This is a genomic window from Microbacterium sp. Cr-K32 (assembly GCF_000708345.1).
GTDB classification, from domain to species: Bacteria; Actinomycetota; Actinomycetes; order Actinomycetales; family Microbacteriaceae; genus Microbacterium; species Microbacterium maritypicum_A.
This window is the reverse complement of the sequence record NZ_JARD01000026.1, coordinates 70,571-86,719: the sequence shown is the minus strand read 5'-3', so window position 1 is coordinate 86,719 and position 16,149 is coordinate 70,571. Positions and strand designations below refer to the sequence as shown.

Annotated in this window: 17 protein-coding genes; 14 read left to right on the top strand and 3 right to left on the bottom strand. The window is 69.0% G+C overall.

Translation table 11 applies throughout. From position 1 onward, the window contains the following. Positions 1-4: 4 nt before the first annotated feature. Positions 5-1,288, bottom strand: coding sequence for a branched-chain amino acid ABC transporter permease (locus GZ64_RS0112995; RefSeq protein ID WP_036331559.1), 1,284 nt, complete (start codon positions 1,286-1,288; stop codon positions 5-7). 317 nt (positions 1,289-1,605) lie between these two features. On the opposite strand from GZ64_RS0112995, the gene guaB reads away from it, so the two are divergent. After that, positions 1,606-3,108 (top strand): IMP dehydrogenase, encoded by a 1,503-nt coding sequence (guaB, locus tag GZ64_RS0112990; protein ID WP_021198909.1) that lies wholly within the window; start codon positions 1,606-1,608, stop codon positions 3,106-3,108. A 71-nt stretch (positions 3,109-3,179) separates the two neighbouring features. Here the strand turns inward: guaB and GZ64_RS19735 are convergent, their stop codons facing one another. Then, a complete protein-coding gene (locus GZ64_RS19735) occupies positions 3,180-3,644 on the bottom strand; it encodes a DUF4190 domain-containing protein (RefSeq protein ID WP_081859754.1) in 465 nt (154 codons plus the stop codon). Positions 3,645-3,797: 153 nt separating this feature from the next. Between GZ64_RS19735 and GZ64_RS0112980 the strand changes: the two genes are divergently transcribed. The 12 genes from GZ64_RS0112980 to GZ64_RS0112925 all read left to right on the top strand — a co-directional run bounded on the left by GZ64_RS0112980 (position 3,798) and on the right by GZ64_RS0112925 (position 13,853). Beyond that, positions 3,798-4,112 carry a DUF2277 domain-containing protein gene (locus tag GZ64_RS0112980; protein WP_029258604.1) on the top strand — a complete coding sequence of 105 codons (315 nt, stop codon included), beginning with the start codon at positions 3,798-3,800 and terminating at the stop codon, positions 4,110-4,112. Positions 4,113-4,255: 143 nt separating this feature from the next. After that, positions 4,256-5,296 (top strand): response regulator, encoded by a 1,041-nt coding sequence (locus GZ64_RS0112975; RefSeq protein ID WP_029258603.1) that lies wholly within the window; start codon positions 4,256-4,258, stop codon positions 5,294-5,296. Continuing rightward, entirely contained in the window at positions 5,296-6,285 is a 990-nt protein-coding gene (locus tag GZ64_RS0112970; protein ID WP_029266992.1) for an ATP-grasp domain-containing protein, read from the top strand. The genes GZ64_RS0112975 and GZ64_RS0112970 overlap by 1 nt, the downstream gene beginning before the upstream one ends. Beyond that, positions 6,282-6,995 carry a PHP domain-containing protein gene (locus GZ64_RS0112965; RefSeq protein WP_021198904.1) on the top strand — a complete coding sequence of 238 codons (714 nt, stop codon included), beginning with the start codon at positions 6,282-6,284 and terminating at the stop codon, positions 6,993-6,995. Before GZ64_RS0112970 ends, GZ64_RS0112965 begins: the two co-directional genes overlap by 4 nt. After that, the gene (locus GZ64_RS0112960; RefSeq protein ID WP_029266990.1) at positions 6,995-8,482 is read left to right on the top strand and encodes a glycosyltransferase family 2 protein; all 1,488 of its coding nucleotides are present in this window, start codon (positions 6,995-6,997) and stop codon (positions 8,480-8,482) included. The genes GZ64_RS0112965 and GZ64_RS0112960 overlap by 1 nt, the downstream gene beginning before the upstream one ends. Continuing rightward, on the top strand, positions 8,479-8,622 hold the full coding sequence (locus tag GZ64_RS20060) for a hypothetical protein (protein ID WP_168441079.1): 144 nt from the start codon (positions 8,479-8,481) through the stop codon (positions 8,620-8,622). The genes GZ64_RS0112960 and GZ64_RS20060 overlap by 4 nt, the downstream gene beginning before the upstream one ends. Beyond that, complete coding sequence (locus GZ64_RS0112950; RefSeq protein WP_021198901.1) at positions 8,619-8,966, top strand: response regulator; 348 nt, start codon at positions 8,619-8,621, stop codon at positions 8,964-8,966. Before GZ64_RS20060 ends, GZ64_RS0112950 begins: the two co-directional genes overlap by 4 nt. Beyond that, positions 8,963-10,768: an ATP-binding protein gene (locus GZ64_RS0112945; protein ID WP_029266989.1), complete on the top strand. Its 1,806-nt coding sequence runs from the start codon at positions 8,963-8,965 to the stop codon at positions 10,766-10,768. Before GZ64_RS0112950 ends, GZ64_RS0112945 begins: the two co-directional genes overlap by 4 nt. 33 nt (positions 10,769-10,801) lie before the next feature. Next, a complete protein-coding gene (locus GZ64_RS0112940) occupies positions 10,802-11,050 on the top strand; it encodes an AbrB/MazE/SpoVT family DNA-binding domain-containing protein (protein WP_021198899.1) in 249 nt (82 codons plus the stop codon). Continuing rightward, on the top strand, positions 11,050-11,412 hold the full coding sequence (locus GZ64_RS0112935; RefSeq protein ID WP_036331535.1) for a type II toxin-antitoxin system VapC family toxin: 363 nt from the start codon (positions 11,050-11,052) through the stop codon (positions 11,410-11,412). The genes GZ64_RS0112940 and GZ64_RS0112935 overlap by 1 nt, the downstream gene beginning before the upstream one ends. 103 nt (positions 11,413-11,515) lie before the next feature. Further along, positions 11,516-12,067, top strand: coding sequence for an OsmC family protein (locus tag GZ64_RS0112930; protein ID WP_029266987.1), 552 nt, complete (start codon positions 11,516-11,518; stop codon positions 12,065-12,067). Between the two features lie 97 nt (positions 12,068-12,164). Further along, the gene (locus GZ64_RS0112925) at positions 12,165-13,853 is read left to right on the top strand and encodes an ABC-F family ATP-binding cassette domain-containing protein (RefSeq protein WP_029258597.1); all 1,689 of its coding nucleotides are present in this window, start codon (positions 12,165-12,167) and stop codon (positions 13,851-13,853) included. 13 nt (positions 13,854-13,866) lie between these two features. On the opposite strand, the gene GZ64_RS0112920 is transcribed toward GZ64_RS0112925, so the two are convergent. Then, positions 13,867-14,952, bottom strand: coding sequence for an FAD-dependent oxidoreductase (locus GZ64_RS0112920; RefSeq protein WP_029266986.1), 1,086 nt, complete (start codon positions 14,950-14,952; stop codon positions 13,867-13,869). 74 nt (positions 14,953-15,026) lie between these two features. Here GZ64_RS0112920 and GZ64_RS0112915 point away from each other — a divergent pair, with 74 nt between their 5' ends. Next, positions 15,027-16,142, top strand: coding sequence for a GuaB3 family IMP dehydrogenase-related protein (locus tag GZ64_RS0112915; protein ID WP_021198895.1), 1,116 nt, complete (start codon positions 15,027-15,029; stop codon positions 16,140-16,142). The last annotated feature ends 7 nt before the right edge of the window (positions 16,143-16,149 follow it).

Below are 16,149 nucleotides of genomic sequence, written 5' to 3'. Positions count from 1 at the left end.
GTGATCAGCCCAGCCTTTCCCTGCGTCCGAGCAGACCCTGCGGTCTCACGAGGAGGATGACGATGAGCACCACGAGGGCGCTCGCATACTTCAGGTCCGACGGGATCCAGAGGGTCGAGACCTCGACCGCGATGCCGACGATGAGGGAGCCGACGAGGGCGCCGAACGCCGTGCCGAGACCGCCCAGCGTGATGGCGGCGAAGATCAGCAGCAGCATCTGCATGCCCATGTCCCACTTCACACCCGGGCGGAAGTAGGCCCAGAGGATGCCGGAGATCGCGGCCAGTGTTCCGGAGAGGATCCAGACGTAGCGGATGACCCTGTCGACGTCGATGCCCGAGGCGGCGGCGAGCTGGGGGTTGTCGGAGATCGCTCGCGTCGCCTTGCCGATCCGCGTGCGTGTCAGGAAGAACGCCACCGCCAGGATCACGACGATGCTCACGCCCATCGCGATCATGTCGATGTACGACAGCGAGATCGGACCGAACTGGATCGGCGTGGGGCTGGCACCGGGGAGCTGGTACGTGCCTCCGCCGATGATGAACTGGAATGCGTAGCGGAGGGCCAGGGAGAGTCCGATGCTGACGATCATGAGCTGGACGACACCGAGCCCACGTCGCCGCAGCGGACGCCAGATCCCCGCATCCAGCGCCCAGCCGAACAGGCCACCGCCGATGACGGCCGCGACGATGCCGAGCCAGAGCGGGAGATGCCAGAACGTGGTCGTGACCAGGGCGACGAGACCGCCCCACGTCACCATCTCTGCGTGCGCGAAGTTCGACAACCGGGTGGTGCCGTAGATGAGCGCGGCACCCATCGAGGCGAGTGCGAGCAGGAGACCGAAGTTCAGTCCGCCGACCAGTCGCGAGAGCAGCTGGTCGATGAAGGAGACCGTGACCCGCTGGCCCTCGCCGAGGAACAGATTCATGATCTTGGTCCCGGTGAGACCGAACTCGACCTCGAAGGAGGCTGTCGTCCCCGCGATCGGCTGCGTTCCCTCCGGCAACTGGGTCGCGTCGACGATCACGCCCTCGGGCAGGGTCGACTCATCGACCGTCAGGGTGTACTTCTCCTTCTCGGGCACGTAGAGACGCCATTTGCCTTCGGCGTCGGTCTCGGTCTCACCCTTGAAGCCCTTGCCTTCGATGGACATGACGACGCCTTCGACAGGTTGATCGTCGAAGGTGACGACACCGGCGAAGTAGAACTCCGTGACCTCCTGCCCGTCGTCCGTCGTCTCGGCCGAAGCCGATGAGGGGGGTAGGAACACGAACGCGGTGAGCGCCATGAGGATAGCGAGCAGCGCGACCACCCAGGGGCGCTTTCGCTGCACGGCGATTGTTGTGGGTCCCACGCAACCTCCACTTTGAGTGCTGTGTCTCCGCGGTGTCGGGTCGACCGCGGGGATGGACGACGCACTTGAGCGTAATGCGCGATCGGCGATTCGCCTACGGTCCCTGCCAACAGTCCGGTAACGACGGGGCTCTGGGAATGTTCTCGGGCGTGTCTCGCTTAGAATCTTCATACGGGCCGCGGCCCCGCACCGGCCGACGTCGACCACCCCCTCGCACTCGGACATGCGCGACTCGCGCAGAAGGAGAATCCATGGAACAGCACGATCCCTTCGGCTTCGTCGGACTGACGTACGATGACGTGCTGCTGCTCCCCGGGCACACCGACGTGATCCCCAGCGAGGCCGACACCTCGTCGCGGATCACGCGCCGCATCTCGGTCGCCACCCCGCTGCTGTCGAGCGCGATGGACACGGTCACCGAATCCCGCATGGCGATCGCCATGGCCCGTGAGGGCGGCATCGGCATCCTGCACCGTAACCTCTCCATCGCCGACCAGGCCGCGCACGTCGACCGCGTCAAGCGCAGCGAGTCTGGCATGATCACCGACCCCATCACGACGACGCAGGATGCGACCGTCGAAGAAGTCGACAACCTCTGCGCGAAGTACCGCATCTCCGGTCTTCCGGTGGTCGACGACGAAGGAAAGCTGGTCGGCATCATCACGAACCGCGACATGCGGTTCGTCTCGGGCTTCGAGCGTCAGACCACCTTCGTCAAGGACGTCATGACGCGGGAGAACCTCGTGACCGCTCCCGTCGGCGTCGCCGCGGGCGAGGTCATCGCGCTGTTCGCCAAGCACCGTGTCGAGAAGCTGCCGCTCATCGACGGCGACGGCAAGCTCGCCGGCCTCATCACGATCAAGGACTTCGACAAGAGCGAGAAGTACCCGCTCGCCACCAAGGACGACCAGGGCCGCCTGCGCGTCGGTGCCGCCATCGGCTTCTTCGGCGATGCCTGGGAGCGTGCGGAGGCGCTGCGCGACGCCGGTGTCGACGTGCTCGTTGTCGACACCGCCAACGGGCAGTCGCAGGGCGTCATCGACCTCGTCCGCCGTCTCAAGGCCGACACCTCGTTCGAGCACATCGACATCATCGGCGGCAACGTCGCGACCCGCGAGGGCGCCCAAGCGCTGGTCGACGCGGGCGTCGACGCCGTCAAGGTCGGTGTCGGTCCCGGGTCCATCTGCACCACGCGCGTCGTCGCCGGTGTGGGCGTCCCGCAGGTCACCGCGGTCTACGAGGCGTCGCTCGCCGCGCGTCCCGCGGGGGTTCCGGTGATCGCCGACGGCGGACTGCAGTACTCGGGTGACATCGCCAAGGCCCTGGTCGCCGGTGCCGACGCCGTGATGCTCGGCTCGCTCCTGGCCGGAACCGACGAGTCCCCGGGCGAGATCGTCTTCCAGTCCGGCAAGCAGTTCAAGCAGTACCGCGGCATGGGCTCGCTGGGCGCCATGCAGACCCGTGGCAAGCAGACCTCGTACTCCAAGGACCGCTACTTCCAGGCCGACGTCCCCAGCGACGACAAGCTGATCCCCGAGGGCATCGAGGGGCAGGTGCCGTACCGCGGTCCGCTCTCCGCCGTGGCCTATCAGCTGGTCGGCGGACTGCGTCAGTCGATGTTCTACGTCGGCGCGCGCACCATCGAAGAGCTCAAGACGCGTGGCAAGTTCGTGCGCATCACCTCGGCGGGGCTCAAGGAGTCGCACCCGCACGACGTGCAGATCGTGGTCGAGGCGCCGAACTACAAGAAGTAGCCGCCACAGACGACGAGAGGGACCGGATGCGTGTCGCATCCGGTCCCTCTCGTCTTCTCGTCGGGGGAGGCTCAGCCGCACCGGTAGGTGACGCCGTCGACCTCCCATACGCCGGTGCCCAGCTCGGCACACATGCCGATGAGGCCGGCGATGACCGTCGCGAACAGGATGATCCCGATGATGCCGGCGATGGTCAGGATCGCGCCGATGATGATGCCGGCGAGCGCGAGTCCCTTCGGCTGCCCCGCCTTGCCGAGCTTCACGACGGCGACGATGCTCAGGATGAGGCCGATCGGTGCAGCCACGAACGCGAGGACGAGGCCGACGATGGACAGCACGCGTCCAGGAGGGGTCGGTTCCGGCTGCGGATACGCGGGTGCTGCGGGAGCCGGGTATCCAGCGGCGGGTGCCGCGCCCGGAGCGGTATCCCAGGTCGGTGCCAAGGCGGGCGGAGGCGGAGTGGGGGCGGCTGCGGGCGGCGGCACCGGGTTCGAGGAGTCGGGCGCTGGCGGTTCGGGGAACGGGGGGTTGGTCATGTGCTTTCCTGTCGACGAGGCGGGAGGGAACGCACGGGCGGTCCCGGTTGCCCCCGAGCGTAGCGACCGCCCCACGACCGCACCATCCCCTCCGCGCCGTGGACCTCCGGTCGGCCTCTTCCGTCTGCGTGCGGGGCGGCGTAGCGTTCCGGTATGTGTCGGAACATCGTCCCGTTGAACAACCTCGAACCCGCAGCGACCGATGAGGAATGCCACGACGCCGCCCTGCAGTTCGTGCGCAAGATCGCCGGGACCACGACCCCGTCGAGAGCCAACCAGCCGGCGTTCGACAGCGCCGTCGGTGAGATCGCCGTGGTCGTCAGCCGGCTCCTGAGCGAGCTCGTCACCACGGCGCCGCCGAAGAATCGCGAAGACGAAGCGGCGAAGAGGCGGGCCCGATCCGCTGAGCGGTACGAGGCGATCCGGGTCTTCCAGGAGGAGAAGCGCGCGGCCCGCGCCGGAGCGTAGGAGAGGCGCCGTCGCCAGGACGGTGCCGTATGCCAGAATCGACATACCCCGCTCGACTTTCCCTGCGGACCCGGTGTTGAAGGGCATCGAGATCGCGTGACCGACCCCCATCGGTCAGGGAACCTCCCCAAGGAGAGCTGTACATGGAGGAATCCCCTCGCGTTCTTGTCGTCGATGACGATCCGGACGTCGCCCTGCTCGTGAAGACCGTGCTCGAGCGGCGAGCCGGCTGCATCGTCGACGTCGCCGAAGACGGCCGTTCGGCTGTGGAGCGCGTCGCCGAAGTGCGTCCGGACGTCGTCGTCACCGACATCGAGATGCCGGGACTCAACGGGCTCGAACTGCTCGCCGAGTTGCGGAAGACGGTTCCCTCGGTTCCGGTCGTGGTGATGACCGCCCACGTCTCGGTGGAGTACGCCGTCTCTGCTCTGCGGGCGCAGGCGGATGAGTTCCTCACCAAGCCGCTCGACAACGGCAAGCTCGTGGAGGCGGTCACCCGTCTCGTCGAGGAGGGGCGGCGACGCCGTGAAGAGGCGCGCAAGCCCGAGCGGGTGCTCGCGATCGGTGCGCACCCCGACGACGTCGAGATCGGCGTCGGCGGGCTGCTCGCGGCGCACGCCGCGGCTCACGATGAGATCACCATCCTCACGCTCTCCCGCGGGGCCAGAGGGGGCGACGCCGACAGCCGTCAGAACGAATCCCTGGCCGCGGCCGACATGTTGGGCGCCCGTCTGTTCCTGAAGGACCTCGTCGACACGGAGATCTCCGGAGGCGGCTCCACGGTGCGGATCATCGAAGAGGTCGTGCAGGAGATCCAGCCGACGATCGTCTACACGCATTCGAGTCACGACCGCCATCAGGATCACCGCGCCGTGAGCGAGGCCACCATCGTCGCGACGCGGCGCGTGGGCACCGTTGCCTGCTACCAGAGCCCGTCCTCCACGATCGACTTCCGTCCCACGAGGTTCGTGCGCATCGACCACTACCTCGACGAGAAGCTGCGGCTGCTGGAGCGCTTCGGATCGCAGACCGCGAGCCGCGACTACCTGGCGCCCGAGTTCGTCACCGCAACGGCCCGGTACTGGTCGAGGTTCGGCGGAGGCACCGCGGTCGAACCTCTCGAAGTGGTCCGCGAGACCGCCGAGTTCATCGGCGCCCACGAACTCACGCGACGGGAGAGCTGATGACCAAGCGGGTGCTGGTGACCGGTGCCGGGGGACCGGCAGGAGTGGCGGTGATCCGGTCGCTGCTGCGCCGATCCGATCTGACCGTGTTCGCCGCCGACATGGACGGCTGGGCGAGCGGCATCTACCTGGTTCCACCGGTGCAGCGGCGTCTGGTGCCGCCGGGAAGGGACGCCGACTTCGTCTCGGCGATCGCTCGCATGGTCGCGGAAGACGGCCTCGACCTGGTGATCTCGACCGTCGACGTCGAGCTCATCGCGCTCGCCGAGCGTCGGGAGGAGCTGGCCCCCGCTGTCCTGGCCGCTCCGTCGGCGGACACCCTGAACACCGCGCTCGACAAGCTCGCGCTCGCCGAGCGCTGCGCGCCGACCGGACACACCCCGCGCACGGTTCTCGCCGGACGTGACGCCGAGGCCGTCGACTGGGAGTTCCCGGTCTTCGCCAAACCGCGTCAAGGCGCGGGAAGCCGTGGCGTGCGGCTCGTCCCCGATCGCGCGGCTCTCGAGGCGCTGCCGACGGACGAGGGACTCATCGTGCAGGACTTCCTCCCGGGGGAGGAGTACTCGGTCGACGTCATCGCGGATGCCGCCGGCAACGTCGTCGCGGCCGTGCCCCGCACCCGTGCCCGGGTCGATTCCGGCGTGGCGATCGCCGGGCGCACCGTCCGCGACCCGGAGCTCGAGGAGACGGCGGCATCGATCGCGCGTGCGATCGGACTGGTCGGCGTCGCAAACGTGCAGCTGCGGCGCGATCGCACCGGTCGTGCCGTGCTGCTCGAGGTCAATCCGCGCTTTCCCGGGGCCCTGCCGCTGACGATAGCCGCGGGCGTCGACATCCCGTCGCTCGTGGCCGACCTGTTCCTGGGGCGCGAGCTGCCGGTGCAGGTACCGTTCCGTGAGGTCGCTTCCGTGCGCTTCCTGGAGGACGTGATCGTCGAGATCGAAGACGTGCTGGTCTCCGCCCATGCAGGGCATCAGGAGGAGCTGTGAGCCACGCTCTGCTTCGCGGCGATCACCACGTCCACTCGACGTTCTCGGACGATGCCGTATCGACGCTCGCCCAGAACGTCGAGGCGGCAGCGGCCGCGGGACTCACCACCCTGCGTCTGGTCGATCACGTGCGACAGGGCACCACCTGGGTGCCGGAGTACCTCGCTGCGGTGCGGGCCCTCCGGGTGCCGGATGGTCTCGCGGTGCTCACGGGAGTGGAGGCGAAGATCCTCGACGCCGCGGGAACGCTGGACATCCCGACGCTCCCGGACGGGATCGACCGCATCCTCATCGCGGATCATCAGTTCCCCGGTGCGGCCGGTCCTCTCGGGCCCTCGGCGGTCCGGGAGCGGATCGCCGCCGGCTGGGCGACCGACGATGTGCTCGATCAGCTCGTCGAGGCGCTCGTCGCCACGATGCGCCGGTACCCGGGGAACCAGCTCGCGCACTGCTTCTCGATCCTGCCGAAGATCGGTTTGTCTGAAGACGATCTCGGCCCGGAGCGGACGGAAGCCTGGGCCCGGGCCGCCGCCGAGACCGACACCCTCGTCGAGGTCAACGAGAAGTGGGGGTGCCCCGGCGTCCCGGCACTGACCGCCCTGCGGCGCGTCGGCGGCGAGATCGTCGCCTCCACCGACAGTCATGACGCCTCGGAGGTCGGCCGATACTCCCGGGTGATCGCGTTGCTCGACGCGATGGAGGTGTCGTGATGACGGATCTCTCGGTGCTGGAGGCCGTGCTGGTCATCGTCCTCCTGCTCTGCGTGCTGGTGGGAACGCTGCCCGTGATCAATACCGGGCTGCAGTTCCTCGTGCTGCCGCTGCACGCGTTCCGCAATCACTACGGCAAGGCGGCGCCGTACCACCCGCACGTCGCCGTCATCATCCCGGCCTGGAACGAAGGCGCGGTGATCGGTCCGGCCATCGAACGACTGCTGCAGCTGGAGTATCCCGCCGAACGCCTCCGGGTCTTCGTCGTCGACGATGCGTCCACGGACGACACCCCGGCGATCGTCGGCGCGAAGGCGCAGGCCCATCCGGGTCGCGTCGTGCACCTGCGTCGCGAGAAGGGTGGCGAGGGCAAGGCGCACACGCTCAACCACGGTCTCGATGTGGTCCTCGCCGACTCGTGGACCGAAGCGGTGCTCATCATGGATGCGGACGTGATCTTCGCGCGCGACTCGCTGCGCAAGCTCACCAGGCACCTCGCCGACGAGAAGGTCGGCGCGGTGACGGCGTACATCGCTGAGGGCAGCCGCGACCGCAACTACCTCACCCGGTTCATCGCGATCGAGTACGTGATCGGCCAGCTCTCCGCCCGCCGGGTGCAGAACGTGGGCGGTGCGATCGCCTGCCTCGCCGGTGGCGCGCAGCTGCATTCGCGGGCGAACCTCGAGGCCATCGGGGGACGCATCCCGACGGGCACGCTCGCCGAAGACACCATGACGACCTTCGAGGGTCAGCTCAAGGGACGTCGGATGGTCTTCGAGCCGCACGCGGTCGTGCTGGCCGAGGAGCCGCGCACGATCGACAGCCTGTGGAAGCAGCGGTTGCGCTGGGCGCGGGGCAACGTGCAGCTGACCTCGATCTACCGCAAGCTCTGGTTCCGCCCGAGCCGCGAACACAACCTGGGCAGCTTCGGTTTCGGGCTGGCCTGGTTCACGATCCTGCTGCTGCCCGCCTTCATGCTGCTCGCGGCTGCGGGGATGCTCGCACTGCTCGTCCTGCACAGCGACATCGCCGAGTTCGTCTTCCGCTTCATGTGGATCTCCGCGGCCTGCATCTACCTCTTCTCGATGCTCTACTCCGTGCAGCTCGACCCGCGGACCGGCAGACATTCCTGGCGCGAGGCGATCATGTTCCCGGGGCTCGGCGCCCTGATCCTGATGGCGATCGCCCTCTTCCCTTGGGCGTTCGAATCGCTCCTGACCGCCCTCGGGCTGGGGCTGACGGATCAATCCCGCTTCGTCTGGGCCGTGATCTTCTACCTGTGGGGCCCGATCTCGATGCTCGGCATCTGGCTGGCGCGCGCGGTGGAGCCTCTGCCCGGTGGACGGTTCTTCGCCGGTCTGCTGCTGTACATCTGCGGCTACGGGTCGCTGCTGTGTGCGATCACCGTGGACTCCTACATCAAAGAATGGCGTCGAGCCGACGCCTCCTGGATCAAGACCGAGAAGATCGGACGTGTCGACTCATGACCGCAACCCCGTCGCACGATGCCGAAGTCGAGGAGATCGCCGCGGACGCCCGACGAGAGCGGCGACTGGTCCCTCAAGCCCTGCTCGCCCTGGCCGTCGTCGTCATCATCGTCGTCGTGCGAGAGCTGTTCCTTCGATGACCGGGAGGCCGCTGGCCCTCGTCGTCGAGGACGCTCCCGACCAGGCCGCCCTGCTGCGTCGATACCTCGATCGTGAGGGCTTCGACGTGTTCATCGCCCGCGACGCGGAGTCGGCGATCGCGGCGTTCCCCGAGATCGATCCCGTGCTGGCGGTGCTCGACCTCATCCTCCCCGGCATCTCGGGTCAGGAGTGCGCGCGGCTGGTCCAGGAGCGGTTCCCCGAGTGCTTCCTCGTGATCAGCTCCGTGCTCGACGCCGCCGACTATCCGCCGGCCGATGCCGCCCTGCCGAAGCCGATCACCGGCTCCGACCTGCACGCCATCGTGGGGACGGTGCGGCGATGAGGGCGACTCCGCTCGACCGGGCGGAGAACCGCTGGTATCAGGTCTTCGACAACCCGAGCCCGCTGCTCAAGCAGGCACCGACGGTCATCGCGACCGTCATCGCGGCGATCTTGACCTGGTGGGTCCCCGACCTGCCGATCACGCACGTCGCACCGGCCGTGGCGGGAATCGCGGTGGTCCTCGCGGCGACCGCGTTCGCCGCCGTGCTCACCGCGCGCGGCACGATCGACGGGTGGGCCGTCCTCCTCATCCCCATCGTCGACATCGCCGGGCTCGGCCTCTTCCGCACCGGCACCGGTGGCGCCACCTCGCTCTTCTCCTCGCTCGTGCTCCTCCCCGTGGTCTGGCTGGCCGCGGCGCCCGGAATCCGCTGGGTGTTCGTGGTCGGCGGGCTGACCTCGATCGCCCTGCTCATGCCGTACTTCACCGACCCGCCCGAGACCTCGGTCGAATGGCTGCGCGGCGTGGTCGGACCGCTCGTGTTCTCGGCGGTGGCGGCGGTCATCAACCAGCTCTCGAGACAGCAGCGCATGCGCGTGGAGCAGGCGGAGGAGCTCGTCGCCGAACGCACCAGGGCGCTGTCGGAGAACGTCGCGATGATCGTGCAGCTGCGCGACAAGGAGCGTCAGTACCGTGAGCTGCTCGACTCGTTCGAGAGCCTCTGGTCGTCCATCACGGCACAGGCGGTGATCGCCACGGATCGGCGCGGCATCGTGACGGCGTGGAACCCCGGCGCGGTGCGGCTTCTCGGGCTGCCGGTCGTCGAGGCGCTCCGCGACGTGCGCATCGATCGCTTCTTCTCCACCGCCGTGCTCTCGATGCTCGCCGCGGAGAACGCGCAGGACGCGCAGGTCGTGCGGGGGAATCCTCCGGGGGATGCCGAGCTCGCCGCCGGGATCGAAGCGCTGTTCGCGCAGGCCGATGCCGGGTCGACGGTGGACAGCGACATCGAGGTGGTCACGGCAGGGGGCACCACGGTTCCGGCGCGCGTGACGGTCAGCCCGCACAAGGACGGCGCCGGCGCACAGCAGGGCTACCTCTTCGTGCTGACCGACGAGACCAGGGCCGTCGAGGTCGCCCGCATGAAGGATGAGTTCGTGGGGATGATCTCGCACGAGCTCCGCACGCCTCTCAGCGCGATCATCGGCTTCCTCGATCTGCTCCAGAACGATCCGGGGCAGCCGCTCACCGATGACCAGCAGGAGTTCGTCGGCATCATCGAGCGCAACGCGCAGCGTCTGCTCACCCTCGTGGGCGATCTGCTCTTCACGGCGCAGGTCGAGTCGGGGCGGTTCCCGCTCGAGCGCGAGGAGACCGACGTCGCCGAGTTGGTGCGATCGGCCGTGACGTCGGCCGGGCCGCATGCGCAGCGCGAGGGCATCGATCTCGTGGCCGAAGTCGGGGCGGATGCGATCCCCGTCTTCGTCGACGCGGGTCGCATCGGGCAGGCCATCGACAATCTGCTCTCGAACGCCATCAAGTTCACGCCGCGAGGCGGTACGGTCACCGCTCGGGTGCGGACGCTCGACGGAGGCGTGGAGTTCTCGATCGCGGACACCGGAGTGGGCATTCCGGAGGACGAGCAGGGGATGCTCTTCACCCGCTTCTTCCGTGCATCGACCGCGACGCGCAACGCGGTACCGGGGGTGGGGCTCGGCCTCACGATCACCCGGGCCATCGTGCTGGCGCATGGGGGGACGATGGACGTGACGAGTCAGGAGGGTGTCGGGACGGAGTTCCGCTTCTTCCTGCCGGCAGCGCCTCGCACCGAAGTGCTGATGAGCCTGAGCCGGCCCGACTGAGTCCCTCATCGAGCCGGAGGGTACTCTCGGGGCATGGGGACCACATTCGTTGCACCGATGGGCGACCGTGGGCGCCTGGTGGTCCCCGCCGAGCTCCGTGCCCGTCAGCACTGGGAGCAGGGGGTTCCCCTGCTCATGATCGAGACGGCGGGAGGCGTGATTCTCGTCACCCGGGAGCAAGCCAAGGCGCTGGTGAGGTCGCAGCTGGAAGGGAAGGACGCTCTCGAGTCCCTTCTTGCAGAGCGACGCAGATCAGCGAACTCCGAGGACGCGGCTGCGTGATGGTGGTCGACGCGTCAGCGCTCCTCGCGTTCCTGCAGGGAGACCCGGGCGCCGATCGGGTCGAGGAAGTCCTCGATGAGTCGGTGATCGGAGCGGCGAACTGGTCGGAGGTCGCGCAGAAGGTGCGCGCAGCCGGTGCCGATTGGGGGGTCGCTTCCGGTTTGCTGCTCAGCTATCGAGTGCGGGTGGAACCCGTGTCTCAGCGCGACGCCGAAGCCGCCGCGGAGTCATGGGAACGCGGGAGCGGGCTCTCACTGGGAGATCGGTTGTGTCTCGCACTCGCGCGACGTCTCGACATGCCCGTTCTCACGGCGGACCGCGCGTGGGGCGAGTCCGAGCGCATCGAGCAGCTGCGACGCTGACCCGAGCGGAGAACATCTCGGCGTCGTGACGCTGCGTGTCCCGGTGTGAAGCCGGATGACGAATTGCCGGCAGCGCACGCGGGATGGTCGCTACCGTCGGGCCATGACTCTTCTCCAGGACCAGCTCGCCGGTGTCGCCGATGTCACAACTCCCGAGCGCGCGCAGCGCCTCACCGACGCCGGATCGGCGTGGAACGACCGGATCGCGGCGGACGACGCCAATGCCCGGCTGACGTATCGGGTCAGTGGGCGCGGCATCGGCTCCGTGGCGACCGAGATCCGCGCAGGCAAGCACCGCTTCATCGTCGACGAGCCGGGCGCGCTCGCGGGGGACGACGTGGCGGCCAGCCCGGTCGAGTATGCGCTGGGTGCGCTCGTCTCGTGTCAGGTGGTCGTGTACCGGCTCTACGCCCAGGCTCTCGGGCTCACGATCGACGGGATCGAGATCACTGCGGAGGGTGACCTCGACGTGCGCAAGCTGTTCGGCATCGACGAGTCGGGGCGTGCAGGATTCCACGACGTGCGGGTGGCGGTCGACATCACCGGCCCGAACACCCCCGAGGAGTACGAGAACCTGCGTACCGTCGTCGACGCGCACTGCCCCGTGCTCGATCTCTTCGCCGCTCCCGTGCCGACGTCGAGCGTTCTGGTCTGACCGTTCGGAGCATCTCCGGACGCGGTGTGGAGCATGCCCGCTCCTGCTGATAGCCTGGTCGGCTCGGCATGCGCGGGCGGAAGGACGGCCACGCACCGTGGGCTCTATCGATGTATCCAGCGTCTCCTTGACGCTCCCCGACGGCAGACCTCTTCTCGACGAGGCGAGTTTTCGCGTCGGCGCCGGCTCGACGAGCGCGCTGATCGGCCCGAACGGCGCGGGCAAGACCACCCTGCTCCGCATCATCCGCGGCGATCAGACGGCCGATGACGGCGTGGTGACGATCGACGGCGGACTCGGCGTGATGGACCAGTTCGTCGGTCACGGCGAGGCGGGCGAGACCGTCCAGCAGCTCCTGGTGCGGGTCGCTCCTGCACGCATCCGCACGGCGGCCGAAGGGCTCGAGGCGGCGGAGAACGCGCTGATCGAACGCGATGAGCACGACACGCAGATGGCCTACGCGTCGGCGATCGCCGAGTACGCGGATGCCGGAGGCTACGAGCACGAGACCGTCTGGGACCAGTGCACGATCGCTGCCCTCGGGGTGCCGTACGAGCGGGCGCGGTATCGCGAGCTCACCACGCTCTCCGGGGGTGAGCAGAAGCGGCTCGCGCTCGAGGCGCTGCTGCGGGGGCCCGACGAGGTGCTGCTGCTCGACGAGCCGGACAACTACCTCGACGTGCCCACCAAGCGCTGGCTCGAGGAACAACTGCGTCAGACGCCCAAGACCGTGCTGCTGGTGTCGCACGACCGCGAGCTGCTCGCTCGTGCGGCCGATCGGCTCATCACCCTCGAACCCGGGGGAGCCGGCGCGACGGCCTGGGTGCACGGTGGCGGCTTCGGCACCTACCAGCAGGCGAGGATCGACCGGATGGACCGGCTCGACGAGCTGCGCCGGCGCTGGGACGAGCAGCACGAGAAGCTGCGCACCCTGGTGGCGAACCTCAAGGTGAAAGCCTCGGCGAACGACGGTTTCGCGTCGCGGTATCAGGCGGCGCAGACCCGTCTGCGCAAGTTCGAGGAAGCCGGCCCGCCCGAGGAGCGGCCGCCCGCGCAGGAGTTCGACATGCGACTGCGCGGCGCGCGCACGGGCAAGCGGGCGGTGGTCGCGCAGCGGCTGGAGCTGACCGGGCTCATGCGTCCGTTCGATGCCGAGGTCTGGTACGGCGACCGGGTCGCCGTGCTGGGCTCGAACGGATCGGGGAAGTCGCACTTCCTGCGGCTGTTGGCGCGCGGCGGCAGCGATCCCGATGCGACGCTCGGCCATGTCACCGCGACCGGCGAGCAGCTGAGCGCGGTGGAGCACACCGGCACAGCCGCCCTCGGTGCGCGCGTGGTACCCGGCCTGTTCGCGCAGACGCATGCGCATCCGGAGTTCGTCGGACGCACGCTGCTCGAGATCCTGCACCGCGGCGACGATCGACGCGCCGGGATGCCGCGTGATGCCGCGAGCTCGGCGCTCGACCGGTACGGCCTCGTGCGGCAGGCTCAGCAGACGTTCGATTCGCTCTCGGGTGGACAGCAGGCGCGGTTCCAGGTGCTGCTGCTGGAGCTCTCCGGGGCGACGCTGCTGCTGTTGGACGAGCCGACAGACAACCTCGACCTGGAGTCGGCCGAGGCGCTCGAACAGGCGCTCGCACGATTCGAGGGCACCGTGCTCGCCGTCACTCACGACCGCTGGTTCGCGCGGTCGTTCGACCGGTTCCTGGTGTTCGGATCGGACGGGGACGTGTACGAATCCGACGAGCCCGTGTGGGACGAGAAGCGGGTGGCGCGCACACGCTGACTTTCGGCGCGGATCAGGGCAGCCGGAAGGGCGCAGCGGCGCGCGCGGTGGGATCTATCGTGAGGTCGGCGAGGATCCCGCCGACGCCCGGGGCGAACTTGAAGCCATGACCGGAGAATCCGGCGCCCACCACGATCCGGCCTCGGCGATCCAGCACGAACGTCCCGTCGTCGGTCGAGGTGTACGTGCAGCTGATCGGCGCGGCGGATGCGGCGTCGAGCCCCGGCATCCACTCGCGCACGTAGTCCGCCAGCGCGCGTTGATGCGTGGGCAGGTGCGGTCGGGCGTCCGGGTCGACCTCATCTCCCACGCGGTGGAAACCCACCTTCACGCCTTCGCCTGGCGTCGGCATGCCGTAGACGGTGGCAGGGTATGCCGCGGGATCGACGTAGTGATTGAACGAGGGCCAGGTCGCGTCGGTCAGCGGCCGGAAGTGCGCCGGCGTCTCTTCGGTGACGGCGAGTCGCGGCAGGCCGAAGCGGGCGAGGAGCTTCTGCGTCCACGCGCCGGCGGTCACGATGACGATCTCCGCACGCAGCCGGCTGCCGTCGGCGAGATCGACCGCGGCGCCGTCCCGGTGCTCGTCGATGTGCGCGACCGGCATGTTCCAGCGCACCTCTGCGCCCCCGGCGACGATCCGCCGTTCCAGCTCGCGGAGTGTTTCCTTCGCGCGCACGACCCCGGCGTCGGAGGACCACAGCACGTCGCCGTCGAAGCGCATCCCCGGCCACCGGGCGCTCGCCTCGGCGGGGGAGAGTACCGCGCTCGGGATGCCGCGGGCGTCGAGCCCCACGTGCACCGCGGCGAGGTCGGGGTGGCCATGGGTGACGAGTCCGTGCAGGCGCAGGAGCGGCTCGCCGTCGACGTCGCCCAGTGCATCCCACCCGGCGCGGGCGCTCACGAGCAGATCGAGGTAGTGATCCTCGTCGTACGCGTTGTTGAAGTTGCGGGTCGCCCCGTGCGAGGCGCCCTCATGATGGCCGCGTGCGAACCGGTCGACCACGACGGGACGACGTCCTCGTCGCACCAGCTCCCACGCCGTCGCCAGCCCCATCACGCCGCCGCCCACCACAACGACGTCCACGGTCTCGGTCCTCATGTCGTCCTCCCGGTCTCGGAGCCAGTCTTCCAGCACGGGCCCGTCCGGCCGCCGGGTAGGCTGGTGGGGTGACCATGGAGATCGAGCTCGGCCGAGGAAAGCGTGCACGCCGCGCGTACACGTTCGATGACATCGCGGTGGTGCCCTCGCGGCGCACGCGCAACCCGGAGGACGTGTCCACCGCCTGGACGATCGACGCCTTCGGCTTCGAGATCCCGGTGCTCGGCGCGCCGATGGACTCGGTCGTGAGCCCGCAGACCGCGATCATGCTCGGTCAGCTCGGCGGACTCGGGGTCCTCGACCTCGAGGGCCTGTGGACGCGTTACGAGAACCCCGAGCCGCTGCTCGCGGAGATCGCGGGTCTCGACGATGCCGGGGCCACGGTGCGGATGCAGGAGCTGTACTCCGAGCCGATCAAGCCCGAGCTCATCACCCGTCGCCTCGCCGAGGTCCGCGAAGCGGGCGTCACGGTCGCAGGGTCCCTCACCCCGCAGCGCACTCAGGAGTACTACGACACCGTCGCCGCCGCCGGCGTCGACCTCTTCGTGATCCGCGGCACCACGGTGTCGGCCGAGCACGTGTCGAGTGTCGCAGAGCCCCTCAACCTCAAGAAGTTCATCTACGACCTCGACGTGCCCGTCATCGTCGGCGGTGCCGCGACCTACACCGCGGCCCTCCACCTGATGCGCACGGGCGCCGCCGGTGTGCTCGTCGGCTTCGGCGGGGGAGCGGCGTCGACCACGCGCGCCACCCTCGGCATCCACGCGCCGATGGCGACGGCAGTCTCCGACGTCGCCGCCGCTCGCCGTGACTACCTCGACGAGTCCGGCGGACGCTACGTGCACGTGATCGCCGACGGCGGCGTGGGCACGTCCGGCGACATCGTCAAGGCTCTCGCGATGGGCGCCGACGCGGTCATGCTCGGCGTCGCGCTCGCCCGTGCCACCGACGCACCGGGCCACGGTTTCCACTGGGGGCCCGAGGCGCATCACCCCAAGCTGCCGCGCGGCCACCGTGTCGAGGTCGGCGGCATCGGCACGCTCGAAGAGATCCTCTACGGCCCGGCGCCCGTGGCAGACGGCACCGCGAACCTCATCGGTGCGCTGCGCAAGTCGATGGCGACCACCGGATACTCCGACCTCAAGGAGTTCCAGCGGGTCGAGGTCGTGCTCGCACCGTACGAGGCCTGAGGGTCCT